The sequence below is a fragment of the uncultured Thiohalocapsa sp. genome (assembly GCF_913062725.1).
GTDB lineage: Bacteria > Pseudomonadota > Gammaproteobacteria > Chromatiales > Chromatiaceae > Thiohalocapsa.
Map to the genome: position 1 here is coordinate 53,111 of NZ_CAJXWY010000005.1, position 15,901 is coordinate 69,011.

Here is a 15,901-nt window from a genome sequence, read left to right on the forward strand (position 1 = left end):
TCTCGTGGGTCGTGGCGTCAGAGGCTGATCCCCGAAAAGGACATGAACGCCATGGCCATCAGCCCGGTGGTGATAAAGGTGATGCCGAGGCCCTGCAGTCCGTCCGGGACGTCACTGTATTTGAGCTTTTCCCTGATACCGGCCAGCAGCACCAGCGCGAGCGCCCAGCCCAAGCCGGTGCCGAAGCCATAGACCGTGCTTTCGGGAAGGTCGTAGCCCCGCTCCACCATGAACAACGAGCCGCCGAGGATGGCGCAATTGACCGTGATCAGCGGCAGAAAGATGCCGAGGGCCTGATACAGCGCCGGGAAGTATCGGTCCAGGGTCATCTCCAGAATCTGCACCATGGCGGCGATGACGCCGATGTAGGTGATCAGCCCCAGAAAGGACAGATCCAGATCGGCCAGGCCCAGCCAGGCCAGCGCCCCATCGGCGAGCAGATACTGATGGATGACCGCGTTCACCGGCACCGTGATGGTCTGCACCACGATCACCGCAAGCCCGAGCCCCAGCGCGGTGCTGATGCGCTTGGACACCGCCAGGAAGGTGCACATTCCCAGAAAGAATGCGAGCGCCAGGTTCTCGACGAAGACCGCTTTGAACAGGAGGGAGAGGTAGTGCTCCATGGAACGGCGTCCTCAAGCGCGCAAATCCAAGCTCAGCGGGGAGTGACTGACATGGGCGGCTCGCACCATCTCAGCCGGGCTCGGTGCGATGCACGATGTGGATGCGGTAATCGGGCTTCTCCACTTGCTGCGGCCGCCAGGTGCGGATGGCCCAGATCATGAGCCCGATGATGAAGAAGGCCCCCGGGGCCAGGAGCATGAGGCCATTGGGCTCGTACCAGCCGCCGTCCTCCAACAGCGGCAGCACCTGCAGGCCGAGCAGGGTGCCGGCGCCCAGCAGCTCGCGGATGGCCGCCACCGTGATGAGGATGGCGCTGTAGCCGAGGCCATGCCCCAGAGCGTCCAGAAAACTGGGCCAGGGCGGGTTCTTGGAGGCGAAGGCCTCGGCCCGCCCGAGCACGATGCAATTGGTGATGATGAGTCCGACGAACACGGAGAGCTGCTTCGACAGCTCATAGGCGAAGGCCTGCAGAACCTGGTCCACCACGATGACCAGCGAGGCGATAATGGTCATCTGGATGATGATGCGAATGCTGCTCGGCATGTGCCGCCGGATCAGACTGATGATGACACTGGCGCCGACGAGCACCACCGTCAACGCAATGCTCATGGTCACGGCCGGCGCCAGCTTGGTGGTGACCGCCAGCGCCGAGCAGATGCCGAGGATCTGCAGCGTAATCGGGTTATTGTCGACGATGGGCTCGAGGAAGAGCTTGCGATCGCTGCCGTTCATGATCGAGTAGTAACCAATAAGCAATAACCAATAACCAATAACCAAACTACCGACTCAACCCATCCAACCGCGCCAAAAAAGGCCCATAGCCTTGCGCGCCGAGCCAGAACTCCATCAGGCGCTCGACGCCGTTGCTGGTGAGCGTGGCGCCGGAGAGGCCGTCGACCTTGCGCCCGGCATCGGGGGCGCCCGGTTGCACGCTGCCCTTCACCACCTCGATGACCGGCTCGCCCGCGGGGCCGATGAGGGTCTTGCCGGCCCATTGCCTGAGCCACCGGGGGCTCGCCACCTCGCTGCCGAGACCGGCGGTCTCGCGCTGCTCGTAGAAGGTGAGCCCCTTGGCCGTGCGCCCGTCGGGCGCCAGCGCCAGCAGGCCGTGCATGGTCGACCACAGGCCCTGGCCATAGACGGGCAGCACGATGGTCTCGAGTGCCCCGCCGTCGCGCACCAGGTAGACCGGCATCCGGTTGGGGCGCCGGCGAATACCCGCCGGGTCGTCCTCCAGCGCCTTGCTCTGACCCGGGTCCCGGGCGGCGTCGCGGTAGGCGAAGGTGGACGCCGCATCGCCGTCGACGAGGGTACCCGTCTCCAGGTCCAGCAGCCGCGTCTCGATGTGCCCGAAGGCCTGGGAGAGCGGCACCCCCGGGTCGTCCAGCCCCGCCACCTTCACCACCTCGCGCTTCAGTTCCAGCGCGGCGTTGCGCGCCTGCAGTGGGCGCAGGCCGACGGCCGTCGCCGACACCACCACCGAGCAGGCGAGACACAGCGCCAGCGCCACGGCGAGGGTCTTGCGGGGGTCATCGTTGGGCAGCGCGAGCACGGCGCGCACGGGTGCCAGCACGGTGTCGCTCATGCCGCGTCCCTCCGCCGCCGCCGGCGCACATTGGCCTGGACCACGAACCAGTCGATGAGCGGTGCGAACAGGTTACCGAACAGGATGGCCAGCATCACGCCCTCCGGATAGGCCGGATTCAGCACCCGGATCAGCACGGTCATGAAACCGATCAGGAAGCCGTAGACCCATTTGCCCGCCTCCGTCATGGACGCGGACACCGGGTCGGTGGCCATGAACACCAGGCCGAACGCCACCCCACCGAGGACGATGTGCCAGTGCCAGGGCACGCCGAAGGCCGGGTTGGTGTCGCTGCCGATGGCGTTGAACATCAGCGCCGTGGCGACGACGCCGAGCAGCACGCCCGCCATGATCCGCCAGGAGGCGACGCCGGTGTGGAGCATGAACACGGCGCCCAGCAGAATGAACAGCGTGGAGGTGGCGCCGATGGAGCCCTGGATGGTGCCGAAGAAGGCGCTCCACCAGGTCACGCCGGCGGCCTGGATGGCGTCGACGCCGCCCGCCGCCGCCAGCATCAGCGGCGTGGCACCGCTGAAGCCGTCCACCGCCGTCCACACGCCATCCCCCGAGATCTCCGCCGGATAGGCGAAGAACAGGAAGGCCCGGCCCGTGAGCGCCGGATTGAGGAAATTCTTGCCGGTGCCGCCGAAGACCTCCTTGCCGATGACCACGCCGAAGGACATGCCGAGCGCCACCTGCCACAGCGGGATATCCGGCGGCAGGGTGAGGGCGAACAGGATGGACGTGACCAGAAAGCCCTCGTTCACCTCATGGTTGCGCACACTGGCGAAGAGCACCTCCCAGAAGCCGCCCGCGGCCATGGTGACGGCGTAGATGGGCACGAAGTACACCGCGCCGTGCCAGAAATTGTCCCACGGGCTCGCCGGATCGTAGCCGCCGGCACCGAGCAGCCAGAGCGCGGCGCCGCGCCAGCCCGGAACCTGCTCGACGCCCATGCCCGCCATGGCCTGATTGGCCTGGTAGCCGACATTGATCATGCCGAAGAGCGCGGCGGGGAGCACCGCGATCCAGACGAAGATCATGACGCGCTTGAGGTCGATGCCATCGCGTACATGCGGCGCCCGCGCGGTGACCGTGGCGGGCGTGTAGAGAAATGTGTCCACCAGCTCGAACACGGCACCAAAGCGCTCGTAGCGCCCGCCGGGCTGGAAATGCCGCTCCTGGCGGTCGAGGAACTTGCGAAGCTGCTGGCTCATGGGATCGGATACTGCTCAGCCATCGAAACCACCGCTAACCATGCTCGTGCCGGATCTGCTCCAGATTCCGCCGCAGGGCCGGGCCATAGTCGTGCTTGCCGCAGTCGACGAAGCTCAAAAGCGCCAGGTCCTCCTCGTCCAATTCCAGCGCACCCAGGGCCTCCGCCGTCTCGACATCGTTCACCAGCAGCGCCCGCAGCAGCTGCGTCGGCAGTAAATCCAGGGGCATCACGCGCTCGTAGGCACCCACGGGCACCATGGCACGGGGGCTGCCGTGCAGCGACGTCCCCAGCGCCAGCGTGTCGCCGCCACGGCGGGACCAGAACAGGTTCATGGCCGAATAGCGCCCGCGCCCGGGCATAATCCAGCCGAACAAGGTGCGCTCGCGGTCTTCCGGCAGCACGGTCAGCTGGTTGTGGAAGCGCCCGAGATAGGCGCTGGTGCCCACGGCGTGGCGTCCGCTCAGCGCGGAGCCGGAGATGACGCGCGCCTCCTGCGGCCCCTTGAGCTCGCCCTGGATCAATGCGTTGGTGCTGGCGCCGACGCGGGTGCGCAGGACCCGCGGGCGCGCCACCATGGGCCCGGCCAGGGAGATGATGCGGCTGGGGTCGATGCGCCCGGTGCGGAACAGCCGCCCGACGGCGATCACGTCCTGCCAGCCGATGTGCCAGACCTGATGCGCCAGGCTCGCCGGGCGCAGACAATGGATATGGGTGCCGGGGAGGCCCGCCGGATGCGAGCCCGCGAACTCGGCGAGACGCAAATTGTCCACCGCGGGCAGCGCCAACGCCGCGTGCGGGCGCGTGCAGACGTACATCGGCCCGTCGGTGAGCTTGCCCAGCACCCTGAGACCGTCCGCAAAGGCCTCGCCGGCGGCGCCCAGGAACGGGACGGGATCAGGCGCCAGGGGCTGGCTGTCCATGGCGGTGACGAACAGCGCATCAGGCGCTCGGCCCGGGTCCGCGATCATGCTGTAGGGCCGGGTGCGCAGCGCCAGCCAGGCGCCGGAGGCGGTGAGGTTCTCGACCACCTGATCCCGGCTCAGTCCGTCCAGCTCGGCGGCGCCGTAGGCGTTGAAGGTCTCCTGATCGGCGCCGTCGGGGTCGTGCTGCGGGTCATCCAGGCGGATGACAACGGTTTCCAGCACGCGGCGGGGCCCGCGATGAATGGCCTCGACGACACCACTGCCCGGCGCCGTGCCAACCACCTGGCGGTAGGCTTTGCGGCGCGTGATGGGCTGGCCGAGGCGTACCCGATCCCCCGCCGCGACTTCGAGCGTGGGCAGGCGTTTTGGCCCGCGCACGTCGAGCCCGACATAGGCCACGCGGTGAACCGGCTGCGCCGCTTCGATGGCAGTGGCGTCGGTCACCGGCGCCGGCACACCGCCGAGCGGGATATCCAGCCCCTTGCGAAGCCGAAAGCGACGGATGGGCGGTGCGTGTGCCGCTGGAGACCGCCCGGTACTACCTGCAACCACCGTGAAACTCCGACTGCATGACTCCGTGGATCGGCGTTCGCTCAGGCATCGGGCTGTCCTGGCGAGGAGCACGGGCCGCCGCATGCACGCGCCGACGTCATCGCCAACCCACGCCCCGAAATTAGCACAGCCACCGCAACCTGTGCGCACGGATAAATCCTTACGCTTAAAGCGGGAAAAGACGCGTCATCACCACCGCCCGCGTGCGCTAATGCATAAGCGTCCCGTCCTGGGATCAGGGGTGCGGTCACCTCACCGGCCCGCGCGCCTATACGATGCCGCCCACAGGTCCTAAGCTTGAGTGAGAGGCCGCCTCCTGGCCGCGGAGGTCTTGCGGCGGAACCGAACGCCCCCGAGTCATGGCAATGCCCGACCCCAAGCTCCCCAGCACCAAGCAACCGCTCCACCACCCCAGCCCCGGCGGCGACGGCGCGCCCCCGCCATCCGAATGGCGCAGCTATGCGCTCGCCGCCGTCGCCATCGTGCTGCTGGCCATGGCGCTCAACAGCCTGGTCTCGGCGCCGCCCCGGGAACTCAGTTACACCGCCTTCAAACAGGCGGTGCGCGCCGACCGCGTGGCCGAGGTGACCTTCGACGGCGACCGTATCCATGGCCGCTTCGAGCCGGGTGCCGCACCCGGTGAGGACACGAGCGCCGAGCCCGGCGATGGCGGCGTTGGCCCCCGCAGCAGCGGCGGGCGGGTGCGGGGCGCGGATCACGGCGACGACACCACCGCCGCGGCGACCGCCGCCAATGCCGCGCGCTTCACCAGCACCAGGCCGCAGATGGATGATCCCGAGCTCCTGCAGCTGCTGCAGCGCCACGACGTCGAGATCCGCGCCACTTCGACGCAGAGCGGCGGCTTGGCACAGATACTGATCGCCTTCGTGCCCTGGCTACTCATCCTGGGCATCTTTCTGTATGTGAGCTGGCGCATGCAGCAAAAGCTCATGGGCGGATCCGGGGGCCCGCAGGGCGGCATTTTCGGCTTCGCCAAATCCGGCGCCAAGCGCTTCCGCACCGAGGACGTCAAGGTGCGTCTCGATGACGTCGCCGGCCTCAGGAATGCCAAGGCGGATCTCGCCGAGATCATCGGCCATCTGGCGGACCCCGCGCGCTTCCATGCCCTCGGTGCCAAGATTCCCAAGGGCGTGCTGCTGGTGGGCCCGCCCGGCACCGGCAAGACCCTGCTGGCCCGTGCCGTCGCCGGTGAGGCGGGGGTGCCCTTCTTCAGCATCTCGGGCTCGGAGTTCGTGGAGATGTTCGTCGGCGTCGGCGCCGCGCGCGTGCGCGATCTCTTCGACGCCGCCAAGAAGACCGCGCCCGGCGTCATCTTCATCGACGAAATCGACGCCGTGGGCCGCTCCCGGGGCGCCGGTCTCGGCGGCGGCCACGACGAGCGCGAGCAGACCCTGAACCAGATCCTCGCCGAGATGGACGGCTTCGAGCCGCACGAGGACGTGGTGGTGCTCGCCGCCACCAACCGCCCGGACGTGCTCGACAACGCCCTGCTGCGCCCCGGGCGCTTCGACCGCAAGATCTATCTCGAACTGCCGGACAAGGCCGCCCGCCGCGCCATCCTGGACATCCATGCCAAAGAAATCCCCCTCGCCGACGATGTGGCGCTGGACCAGGTGGCCGAGCGCACCATCGGCTTCTCCGGTGCCGACCTGGCGAATCTGGTGAACGAGGCCGCCCTCCTCGCCGCGCGCCGCGGCCAGCGCACGGTGGACATGGCGCTATTCGTCCTCGCCCGGGACAAAATCGTCCTCGGCGCCGAGCGCGAGCAGGCCATCGGCACCGACGAGCGCCGGCTCATCGCCGTGCACGAGTCCGGGCATGCGCTGATGGCGTGGCTGCTCCCCCACGCCGACCCGCTGGACAAGGTCACCATCATCCCCCGCGGCCAGGCGCTGGGCATCACCGAGCAGGTCCCGCGGGAGGAGCGCCACACCTACAAACAGAGCTATCTGCGCGACCGCCTCGGCGTCATGCTCGGCGGGCGCATCGCCGAGCAGTTGGTGTTCGGCGAGGTCACCACCGGCGCCGAGAACGACCTGGAGCACGCCACGGACCTGGCCCGCAAGATGGTGAGCCGCTGGGGCATGAGCCAGGCCATCGGTCCGCTGTCCTTCCCGCGCGGACACGAGCATGTCTTCCTCGGCCGCGACATCTCCGAGGCGCCCAACTTCAGCGACGACACCGCCCGGCGCATCGACCACGAGATCAAGGCCCTGGTGGAAAACGTGGAGCGAGACGCCCGCGCCCTGATGCGTGAGCATCAGGATGCGCTCACAGGCCTGGCCGCCCGCCTGCTGGAAGCCGAGACCCTGGACGCCGCCGACATCGACGCCCTGCTGCGCGACGCCGGTCTCTCCAAGCCCGCTGCTGCGCGCGACCAAGGGGCCGACGCCATCCCGCGGGCGATCCGCTCTGCCAACGGCTGACCCGAGGCCCGGTGACGCCACAGCCGAATCGGCTGGAACGCGCGCCCAACACCCACATGCAGACGATCACCGGGGAGCCGCGGCGGCGCCTCAGCAGCCCGACGTCCAGCGCAGATCCAGCGTGTAGGGATGCTCGCCGGCGGGCTCTTCGGGCGGCGGATCGATGTCGCCGGGGGTGTGGCCCATGACGCGGAAGCGGGCGATGCGGCGGCTCTCGGCCTCGTAGCTGTTCACCGGGAAGCGCTCCTCGGCGCGGCCGCCCGGGTGGTCGACGTAGTAGGTGCAGCCGCCGAGACTGGCGCGATTCCAGAGATCCACCAGGTCGAACACCAGCGGGTTGTGCCGCGGGATGGTGGGGTGCAGGCCGGATGGCGGTGCCCAGGCCTTGAAGCGCACGCCGGCCACGTACTCGCCGCGGCGCCCGGTGGGCTTGAGCGGCACCCGCCGGCCGTTGCAGGCCAGCACGTGGCGCTCGCCGAGCATGCCGTCCACCTTCACCTGGAGGCGCTCCACGGAGCTATCCACGAAGCGCGCCGTGCCCTGCGCGGTGACCTCCTCGCCGAGCACGTGCCAGGGCTCGATGGCACCACGCAGCTCCATGCGCACGCCATTGGCGGCGATCATGTCGCCGTAGTGCGGGAAGCGAAACTCGAAGAAAGGATCGAACCAGGCCGGGTCCAGCGCATAGCCGGCGCGCTGCAGATCGCAGATGACGTCATTGAAGTCCACCCGCGCGAAGTGCGGCAGCAGGAAGCGATCGTGCAGCTCTGTGCCCCAGCGCACCGGTGGCCGGGTGTAGGGCTGCTGCCAGAACCGCGCCACCAGCGCCCGCAGCAGCAGCATCTGCGCCAACGACATGCGCGCGTGCGGCGGCATCTCGAAGGCGCGGAATTCCACCAGCCCCTGGCGGCCGCTGGCGGCGTCCGGCGAGTAGAGCTTATCGATGCAGAACTCGGTGCGATGGGTGTTGCCGGTCACGTCCACCAGCAAATTCCGCAGCACCCGATCCACCACCCAGGGCTGGCGCTCGCCGGCGCGGCCGCGGGGCATCTGCTGGAAGGCGATGGCCAGCTCGTACAGGCTGTCGTTACGGGCCTCGTCCACCCGTGGCGCCTGGCTGGTGGGGCCGATGAAGGTACCGGAGAAGAGATAGGACAGGCTCGGGTGATGCTGCCAGTAGGTGATCAGGCTGCGCAGCAGGTCCGGGCGGCGCAGTAACGGGCTGTCCGCCGGGGTCGGTCCGCCCAGGGTGACGTGGTTGCCGCCACCGGTGCCGGTGTGGCGGCCATCGAGCATGAATTTCTCGGTGCCGAGCCTGGTCAGCCTGGCCTCCTCGTAGAGAATCTCGGTGTTGCGCACCAGCTCGTCCCAGCCCTGGGCCGGGTGCACGTTCACCTCGATCACACCGGGGTCCGGGGTGACGGCCAGCTTGTTGAAGCGGTGATCACGCGGGGGCTCGTAGCCCTCGATGATGATCTTAAGCCCCGTCTCGGCGGCGGTCTCCTCCAGGCAGTGGATCAGGTCCAGCCAGTGCTCGGCGTGGGTGAGCGGCGGCATGAAGCAGTAGAGCCGACCCGCGCGCGCCTCGATGCACAGCGCCGTGCGGATCAGCTCCGGCGGATAGTCGTCCGGCAGGGTCGCCTGCTCCGATAAGGCCTGGCGCTGGTCCTCGGTGAGCGGCGCGCGACCGTGGCGCTGCGCCGTCTGCTCGGGGCGCTGGCCCTGCTCGCGGAAGGCCTCGCGGGGCTGGTCGGGCTCGGTGATGCGCGCATAGCGGCGGGCGATCTCGTCTGACTTGCGGCCGTAGTGCGCAAAGTCCCGTGCGGCCAGCGGCGGCAGTGGCTCGAAGGGGTCGCGCTGCGGATGTGTATCCAGCGCCGCATCCGGCACGTAGGGCAGCGCATCCAGGGGCAGCCGGAACCCCATGGGCGAGTCGCCGGGGATCAGAAACAGATTGCCATCGCGCAGCGCCCACTTGCCGCTGGCCCAACCGCCGCCGTCCGCGCGGCTGGGCAGGCCGGCCCAGCGCAGCGGCAGTGCATAGCCCGCCGTGCGCTCGAGCCCCTGGCTGAAGACCCGGGCCAGACGGGCGCGTTCGATGGGATCTTTCAGCTTGCTGTCGAACGGGTCGACATTGACGGGCAGCCGGGATTCCTTCCACAGATAGTAGAACACGTCCTCATGGGCCGGCTGGGCGTGCGCCGGTGCCACGCCCAGCTTTGCCGCCAGTGTGTGAATGAAGCGCTCGGCATCGGCCGGGGCATGGCCGTAGGACTCGCGCTCGTCGCCGAACAGGGCGGCATCGCGCCAGACCGGCTCGCCGTCCTTGCGCCACCAGCACGACAGCGCCCAGCGCGGCAACTGCTCACCGGGATACCACTTGCCCTGACCGATGTGCAGCAGCCCGCCGGGGGCGAAGCGGCGCTTCAGGCGCAGCAGCAGATCCTCGGCGAGGCCCTTCTTGGTGGGCCCCAGGGCGGCGATATTCCACTCCGCCCCTTCCATGTCGTCGATGGAGACGAAGGTGGGCTCACCGCCCATGGTGAGGCGCACGTCCTGCGCCCGAAGCTCTTCGTCCACCTGGTGCCCGAGACGCTCGATGGCCGCCCACTGCGCGTCGGTGTAGGGCTTGGTGACGCGCGGGTCTTCGTGGATGCGCTTGACCCGGTTATGGAAGTAGAAGCTCACATCGCACTTGTCCGTGGCGCCGGTGATGGGCGCCGCGGAGACGGGGGCCGGCGTACAGGCGAGGGGGATGTGGCCCTCACCGGCGAACAGGCCCGAGGTGGGGTCGAGCCCGATCCAGCCCGCGCCCGGCACATAGACCTCCGCCCACGCGTGCAGATCGGTGAAATCACGGTCGGTGCCACTCGGGCCGTCCAGCGCCTGCACGTCCGGCGTCAGCTGCACCAGGTAGCCGGAGACGAAGCGCGCCGCCAGCCCCAGGTGACGCAGGATCTGCACCAGCAGCCAGCCCGAGTCGCGGCAGCTGCCGCGCCCGAGTGTCAGCGTCTCCTCGCAGCGCTGCACACCGGGCTCCATGCGGATCACATAGCCGATGTCCTCGTTGAGCTTCTTGTTCAGATCGACCAGGAAATAGACGGTCTCCCGCGGGGTTCGGTCGATGCCGGTCAGCCACGCCTTGAGCCGCGGGCCGTCTTCGGCCACTTCCAGGTAGGGCGCCAGCTCCTTGGTGAGCTGGTGGTCGTAGGCGAAGGGGAAGTTGTAGGCAGACGCGTCGACGAAGAAGTCGAACGGGTTGATGGTCACCATGTCGGCGATGACATCCACCGTCACCGACAGGGCCCGGGCCTTCTCGGGAAACACCACTCTGGCCAGATAGTTGCCAAACGGATCCTGCTGCCAGTTCAGAAAATGCGGCTCGGGCTCGATGCGCAGGGAGTAAGAGCGGATGGGCGTGCGGCAGTGCGGCGCCGGGCGCAACCGAATGGTGTGCGGGCCGAGGCCCACCGCCCGATCGAAGCGGTACTCGGTCTTGTGATCGATGGCAACGAGGATGGACATCGGCGGCTGGATCTCCGGGACGACGGGAGGATGACGGCTCTGTGCGCGTACTCTAGCGCTGTCGCCTTGTGCCGCGCAGCAAAAATCGTTCCGTCACGACCCGGAGCGCCACCCCGCCGGCAGCGGCGCCCTCCGCTGCTCACCCACCCGTGCGTCACCGGCGAGATCAGCCGCCCGATTCGCGTGCCGCCGGCTTGGCTGCAGCCGTCGGACGCGCGCCGATGAGCGCGCCGATCCGATCGCCGCTCCACTGGAACATGACATACAGCCCCGGAATCAGCAGGATGCCGATCAGGGTGGCGGCCAGCATGCCGCCCAGCACCGTGAAGCCCAAATGCACCCGGGCGTTGGCGCCGGCACCGGTGGCGAGCACCAGCGGCAACAGACCCACGATGAAAGCGAGCGCGGTCATGAGCACGGCCCGGAAGCGCATGCGCGCCCCGGTGACGGCGGCCTCGTACAGACTCTTGCCCGCCTCGCGCTGCTCCTTGGCGAACTCGACGATGAGAATCGCGTTCTTGGCGGCCAGGCCGATGAGCAGCACAAAGCCGATCTGGGTATAAAGATCGTTATCCAGCCCGACCACCCAGAGTGCCAGGGCGCCGCCCAGCAGCGCCACGGTGACCGAGGTGAGCACCGCGAACGGAATGGCCCAGCTCTCGTACAGGGCCACCAGGAACAGATAGCCGAACAGCACCGCCAGGGCAAAGATGGCGATCTCGCCACCCGCCGTCTGTTGCGCTTCCTGATACGACATGGCCGTCCACTCCACGGCATAGCCATCCGGCAAGGCCGCGTCGGCGGCGTCCATCATGGCCTGCATGGCGTCGCCGGTGGAGTAGCCCGGCGCGGCACTGCCATTGATCTGGGCGGTGAGGAACTGGTTGTAGCGGAAGATCAGATCCGCACCGAGCTCCTCGCGGATTGTCGCCAGCACCGACACCGGCACCATGGCGCCGTTGTCGGCGCGCACATAGGTGGCGCCGATATCCTCCAGCGTCCGCCGGGCGCCCTGCTCCGCCTGCACATTCACCTGATACGTACGTCCGAGGTAGGTGAAGTTATTGACGAAGCTACTGCCGAAGGTGGCCTGCATGGTCTGGAAGAAGGTCGCCACCGGCACGTCCAGATACTGCGCCTGGGTGCGATCCAGGTCCACGAACACCCGCGGCACATCGGCGCTGAAGGTGGAACGGGCCTCGGCGATACGCGGGTCCTGATTGGCCGCCGCCAGCAGACCCCGCATCACCTCGGTGAGCTCCTGCGGCGACTGCCCGCCCAGGGCCTCCAGCTGCATGGTGAAGCCGCCGGCGGTACCGAGGCCGGGAATCGGCGGTGGCGGAAAGAGCAGGATGTTGGCGCCCGGGATGGCGTCCAGCTCGGCATTCAGCTTGGCGTAGAGTCCGCTCAGGCTGGTCTGCGGCGTGGTGCGCTCGTCCCAGGGGTCAAGCACCAGCACCGCGAGCGCCGCGTTGGACGATGGCGCACCGGTGAGCAGGCTGTAGCCGGACACGGTGAGCACGTCGGCGACGCCGTCGGTTTGTGCCGCGATCTCCCGCACCTTGGCGACCACCGCATCGGTGCGCGGCAGGGATGCGGCGCTCGGCAGGCTCAGATCGGCATAGAGCACGCCCTGATCCTCGTTGGGCAGAAAGCCGCTCGGCAGGCGCTCGAGCACCAGCACGACGCCGGCCCCAACGGCCACCACCAGCACCCCCGCGAGCAGCGCCCGTCGGGCCAGCAGCCCGGCCACGGCGACGTAGCCGCTTCGCGTGCGCGCCAGGCCCTTGTTGAACCAGGCGAACGGGCCGCGCCTGGGCGTCTTCGGCGTGCCCAGGAAGAGCGCCGTCAGCACCGGCGACAGCGTGAGCGCATTGACCGCCGAGATGGCCACGGCCGCGGAGATGGTCACCGCGAACTGCCGGAACAGCTCACCCGAGATACCGGGCAGGAAGGCCACCGGCGCAAAGATGGCGAACAGCACCAGCGTGGTGGAGACAATGGGACCGGTGACCTGACGCATGGCCTTGAGGGTCGCTGCACGCCGGTCGAGCCCCTCCTCGGCCATGATGCGCTGCACGTTCTCCACCACCACGATGGCATCATCCACCACCAGTCCGATGGCCAGCACCACCGCGAACAGGCTGATGGTATTGGCCGAGAAGCCCACCGCCAGCAGCACCACGAAGACGCCGATGAGCGACACCGGAATGGTCACCGCCGGCACGATGGTGGCGCGCAGGTCCTGCAGGAAGATGTACACCACCAACAGCACGATCACCGCGGTAATGGCCAGGGTCAGGACGATTTCCTCGATGGAGGCCTCCACGAAATTGGTGGAGTCGTACATGATCTTGGCGGCGACGCCGTCCGGAAAGCGCTGCTGCAGGCGCGCGAGCTCGGCACGCACCCGATCGGCCACATCCAGCGCATTGGCGCCCGGTGCCTGATAGATGGCGATGCCCGCCGTGGGCTCGCCGTTGAAGCGCGTGTTGCTGCTGTAGGACTGCGCGCCCAGCTCCACGCGCGCGATGTCGTTGATCCGCACGACGCCGCCATCGGCACCGGTGCGCACGACGATCTCTCCAAACGCCGTGGGGGCCTCCAGCTGCCCCTTGGCGACGATGGTGTACTGGAAGGCCTGGTCGTCGGGGATCGGCGGGCCACCCACCTGCCCCAACGCCGCCTGGATGTTCTGCTGCTGGATGGCATTCACCACCTCCTGGGGTGCGATGCCGAGGGCCGCCATCTTGTCCCGCTCCAGCCAGATGCGCATGGAGTAGTTTTCGGGCCCGAACTGGCTCGCCTCGCCGACGCCGTCGATGCGGGCGAGCTCATCCTGGACATTGATGGTGGCAAAATTGGACAGGAACAGCTCGTCCCGGGACTCATCCGGCGAATAGACGGTGATGACCAGCAGCAGGTTCGTGGACTTCGCCTGCACGTTCACGCCCAGGTCCTGCACCTCCTGCGGCAGCCGCGCCAGCGCCTGGGCGACCCGGTTCTGGGTGTTCACCTGGGCGAGGTCCGGATCGGTGCCGACGGCGAAGGTCACAGTCAGGGTATAGCGACCGGTACTGGACGCCGTGGCGGACATGTAGAGCATGTCCTTGACGCCGTTCACCTGCTTTTCGATGGGCCCGCCGACGGTATCGGCGATGGTCTGGGCATCGGCACCGGGATAGGTGGCACTCACCACCACCACCGGTGGCGTGATGGGCGGATACTGGGCGACGGGGATGGTGCGCAGCGCCAGGAGACCGGCCACCACCAGCACGATGGACACCACGGCGGCGAGCCGCGGGCGTTCGACGAAGACCTGCGAGATCATGTCTAGCCCCCGTCGCCCGCGGCTTGGGTTGCGGTGCCACCGCCGGCATCCGCGCCGGCCGAGGCATCGGCGCCGCCGGTGCCGCCGGCGGCTTTATCCTGCGCGTCCTTGGGCGCCCCACCGCCGGATGCACCACTGGATGCACCACTGGACGCGCTGCCGGATGCACCACTGGACGCGCCGCCGGATGCACCACTGGACGCACCGCCGGATGCACCACTGGACGCGCCGCCGGATGCACCACTGGACGCACCACCGGATGTACCACTGGACGCACCACCGGATGCACCACTGGACGCGCCGCCGGATGCATCACTGGACGCACCGCCGGATGCAGATGCACCACTGGGCGAGACCGTCATGCCGGGCTTGACCTTCTGCAGGCCCGAGACGATCACCAGCTCGCCGGCGCTCAGGCCGGACGTCACCGCATAACCGCCGCCAACCCGCGCCCCGAGCTTGACCGTACGCGCCTGCACCCGGTCATCGCCGTCCACCAGGAAGACCTGGGTGCCGCCGCGGGTGCGCTGGACCGCCGCCGCCGGCACCACCGGCAGGCGCTGGCTTTTGGCGTTTCGCACCATCACATTGATAAACTGCCCCGGCAGCAGCACCGCGTCCGGGTTCGGGAAGTCCGCATAGATCGCGACGGTGCCCGTGGACGCATCCACCTTGTTGTCGGCGAAGGCGATCTTGCCGGGCTTGTCGTACCGGGTGCCGTCCGGCAACACCAGCTCCGGCACAAAAGCCGCGCGCGCCTCGGCGCTGGTGGTGCCCCCACCCATCTGCTGTTGCAGTCGCACCAGCTCGGCGCTCGGCACCGAGAACACCGCCCGGATGGGATCCAGCTGGGCGACGGTGGCCAGCGTGCCGGTGCTGGCGTTGACGAGATTGCCCGCGGTGACGGCGGTCGCCCCGATGCGCCCGGCGATGGGGCTCTTGATGGTGGTGTAACCGAGGTTGATCTTGGCGTTATCCACGGCGGCCTGGGCCTGCTGCTCGCTCGCCTTGGCCTGCTGCACCTGCGCCCTGGCCTCGTCGCGGGCGGCCTTGGCCCGGTCGAAGGCGGTCTGGGAGGTGTCGCCCTTCTTGATGAGCGCCGCCTGCCGTTCGAAGTCCGCCTGCTTGTCCTCCAGGCTCGCGGCGGCGGCCTGCGATTGCGCCTTGGCCGCCGCGCGCTGGCCCTGCGCCTGCGCCAGGTCCGCCTGGTACTGATCCTGCTCGATGCGGTAGAGCACCTGGCCCTGGTCCACCATCGAGCCTTGATCGAAGGCAACAGCCTCCAGAAAGCCCTCCACCCGGGCCTTGAGATCGACAGACTGAATGGCCTGGATGTTGCCTATGAAGCGGGAGCGCTTGTCGACGCGCTGCGTGTCCACCGCGGCGACCACCACCGCAGGTGGCGGCTTGTCGCCCGGCTGTGCGGCTTGTTGACCGAAAGCCGGCGTCGCCATGGCGACGCCCAAAATCAGCGGGACGAGCGGGTGGCTTTGGAAGCGCCGGCACACCGGCAGGGGACGGGGGTTGCGCTGTGCGCCAAAAGCCATGGGGGCTCACTCCAATAGTTTCATGTTACGCAGAGCGACCGGCGCAGGGTCCGGCGCACGCTCGATCGCGCAAGAGATTGCACCTAACGACGGGCGTACGACAACGAGATACCGCATTCCTGCGCGCGGCGGCGTGGAGCACGGC

9 protein-coding genes are annotated in these 15,901 nt (G+C 68.4%); 1 reads left to right on the forward strand and 8 read right to left on the reverse strand.

The window, feature by feature from the left end; all coding sequences use genetic code 11:
* Window positions 1-17: 17 nt before the first annotated feature.
* The 5 genes from nqrE to QZ588_RS02305 all read right to left on the reverse strand — a co-directional run bounded on the left by nqrE (window position 18) and on the right by QZ588_RS02305 (window position 4,906).
* On the reverse strand, window positions 18-626 hold the full coding sequence (nqrE, locus tag QZ588_RS02285; RefSeq protein WP_295539376.1) for an NADH:ubiquinone reductase (Na(+)-transporting) subunit E: 609 nt from the start codon (window positions 624-626) through the stop codon (window positions 18-20).
* Between the two features lie 70 nt (window positions 627-696).
* Complete coding sequence (locus QZ588_RS02290) at window positions 697-1,359, reverse strand: NADH:ubiquinone reductase (Na(+)-transporting) subunit D (RefSeq protein ID WP_295539379.1); 663 nt, start codon at window positions 1,357-1,359, stop codon at window positions 697-699.
* 46 nt (window positions 1,360-1,405) lie between these two features.
* Entirely contained in the window at window positions 1,406-2,212 is an 807-nt protein-coding gene (locus QZ588_RS02295) for a Na(+)-translocating NADH-quinone reductase subunit C (protein WP_295539381.1), read from the reverse strand.
* Window positions 2,209-3,429, reverse strand: coding sequence for an NADH:ubiquinone reductase (Na(+)-transporting) subunit B (locus QZ588_RS02300; protein ID WP_295539383.1), 1,221 nt, complete (start codon window positions 3,427-3,429; stop codon window positions 2,209-2,211). Before QZ588_RS02300 ends, QZ588_RS02295 begins: the two co-directional genes overlap by 4 nt.
* 34 nt (window positions 3,430-3,463) lie before the next feature.
* Window positions 3,464-4,906 (reverse strand): Na(+)-translocating NADH-quinone reductase subunit A, encoded by a 1,443-nt coding sequence (locus tag QZ588_RS02305; protein WP_295539387.1) that lies wholly within the window; start codon window positions 4,904-4,906, stop codon window positions 3,464-3,466.
* Window positions 4,907-5,271: 365 nt separating this feature from the next.
* On the opposite strand from QZ588_RS02305, the gene ftsH reads away from it, so the two are divergent.
* Window positions 5,272-7,353 carry an ATP-dependent zinc metalloprotease FtsH gene (gene ftsH / locus QZ588_RS02310; protein WP_366929526.1) on the forward strand — a complete coding sequence of 694 codons (2,082 nt, stop codon included), beginning with the start codon at window positions 5,272-5,274 and terminating at the stop codon, window positions 7,351-7,353.
* A gap of 90 nt (window positions 7,354-7,443) precedes the next feature.
* Here the strand turns inward: ftsH and QZ588_RS02315 are convergent, their stop codons facing one another.
* From QZ588_RS02315 to QZ588_RS02325, 3 genes are all read right to left on the reverse strand, one after another.
* Window positions 7,444-10,878 (reverse strand): DUF2126 domain-containing protein, encoded by a 3,435-nt coding sequence (locus QZ588_RS02315; RefSeq protein ID WP_295539390.1) that lies wholly within the window; start codon window positions 10,876-10,878, stop codon window positions 7,444-7,446.
* Window positions 10,879-11,044: 166 nt separating this feature from the next.
* Window positions 11,045-14,209 carry an efflux RND transporter permease subunit gene (locus QZ588_RS02320; RefSeq protein ID WP_295539393.1) on the reverse strand — a complete coding sequence of 1,055 codons (3,165 nt, stop codon included), beginning with the start codon at window positions 14,207-14,209 and terminating at the stop codon, window positions 11,045-11,047.
* Between the two features lie 2 nt (window positions 14,210-14,211).
* On the reverse strand, window positions 14,212-15,756 hold the full coding sequence (locus tag QZ588_RS02325; RefSeq protein ID WP_295539395.1) for an efflux RND transporter periplasmic adaptor subunit: 1,545 nt from the start codon (window positions 15,754-15,756) through the stop codon (window positions 14,212-14,214).
* Between the last annotated feature and the right edge of the window lie 145 nt (window positions 15,757-15,901).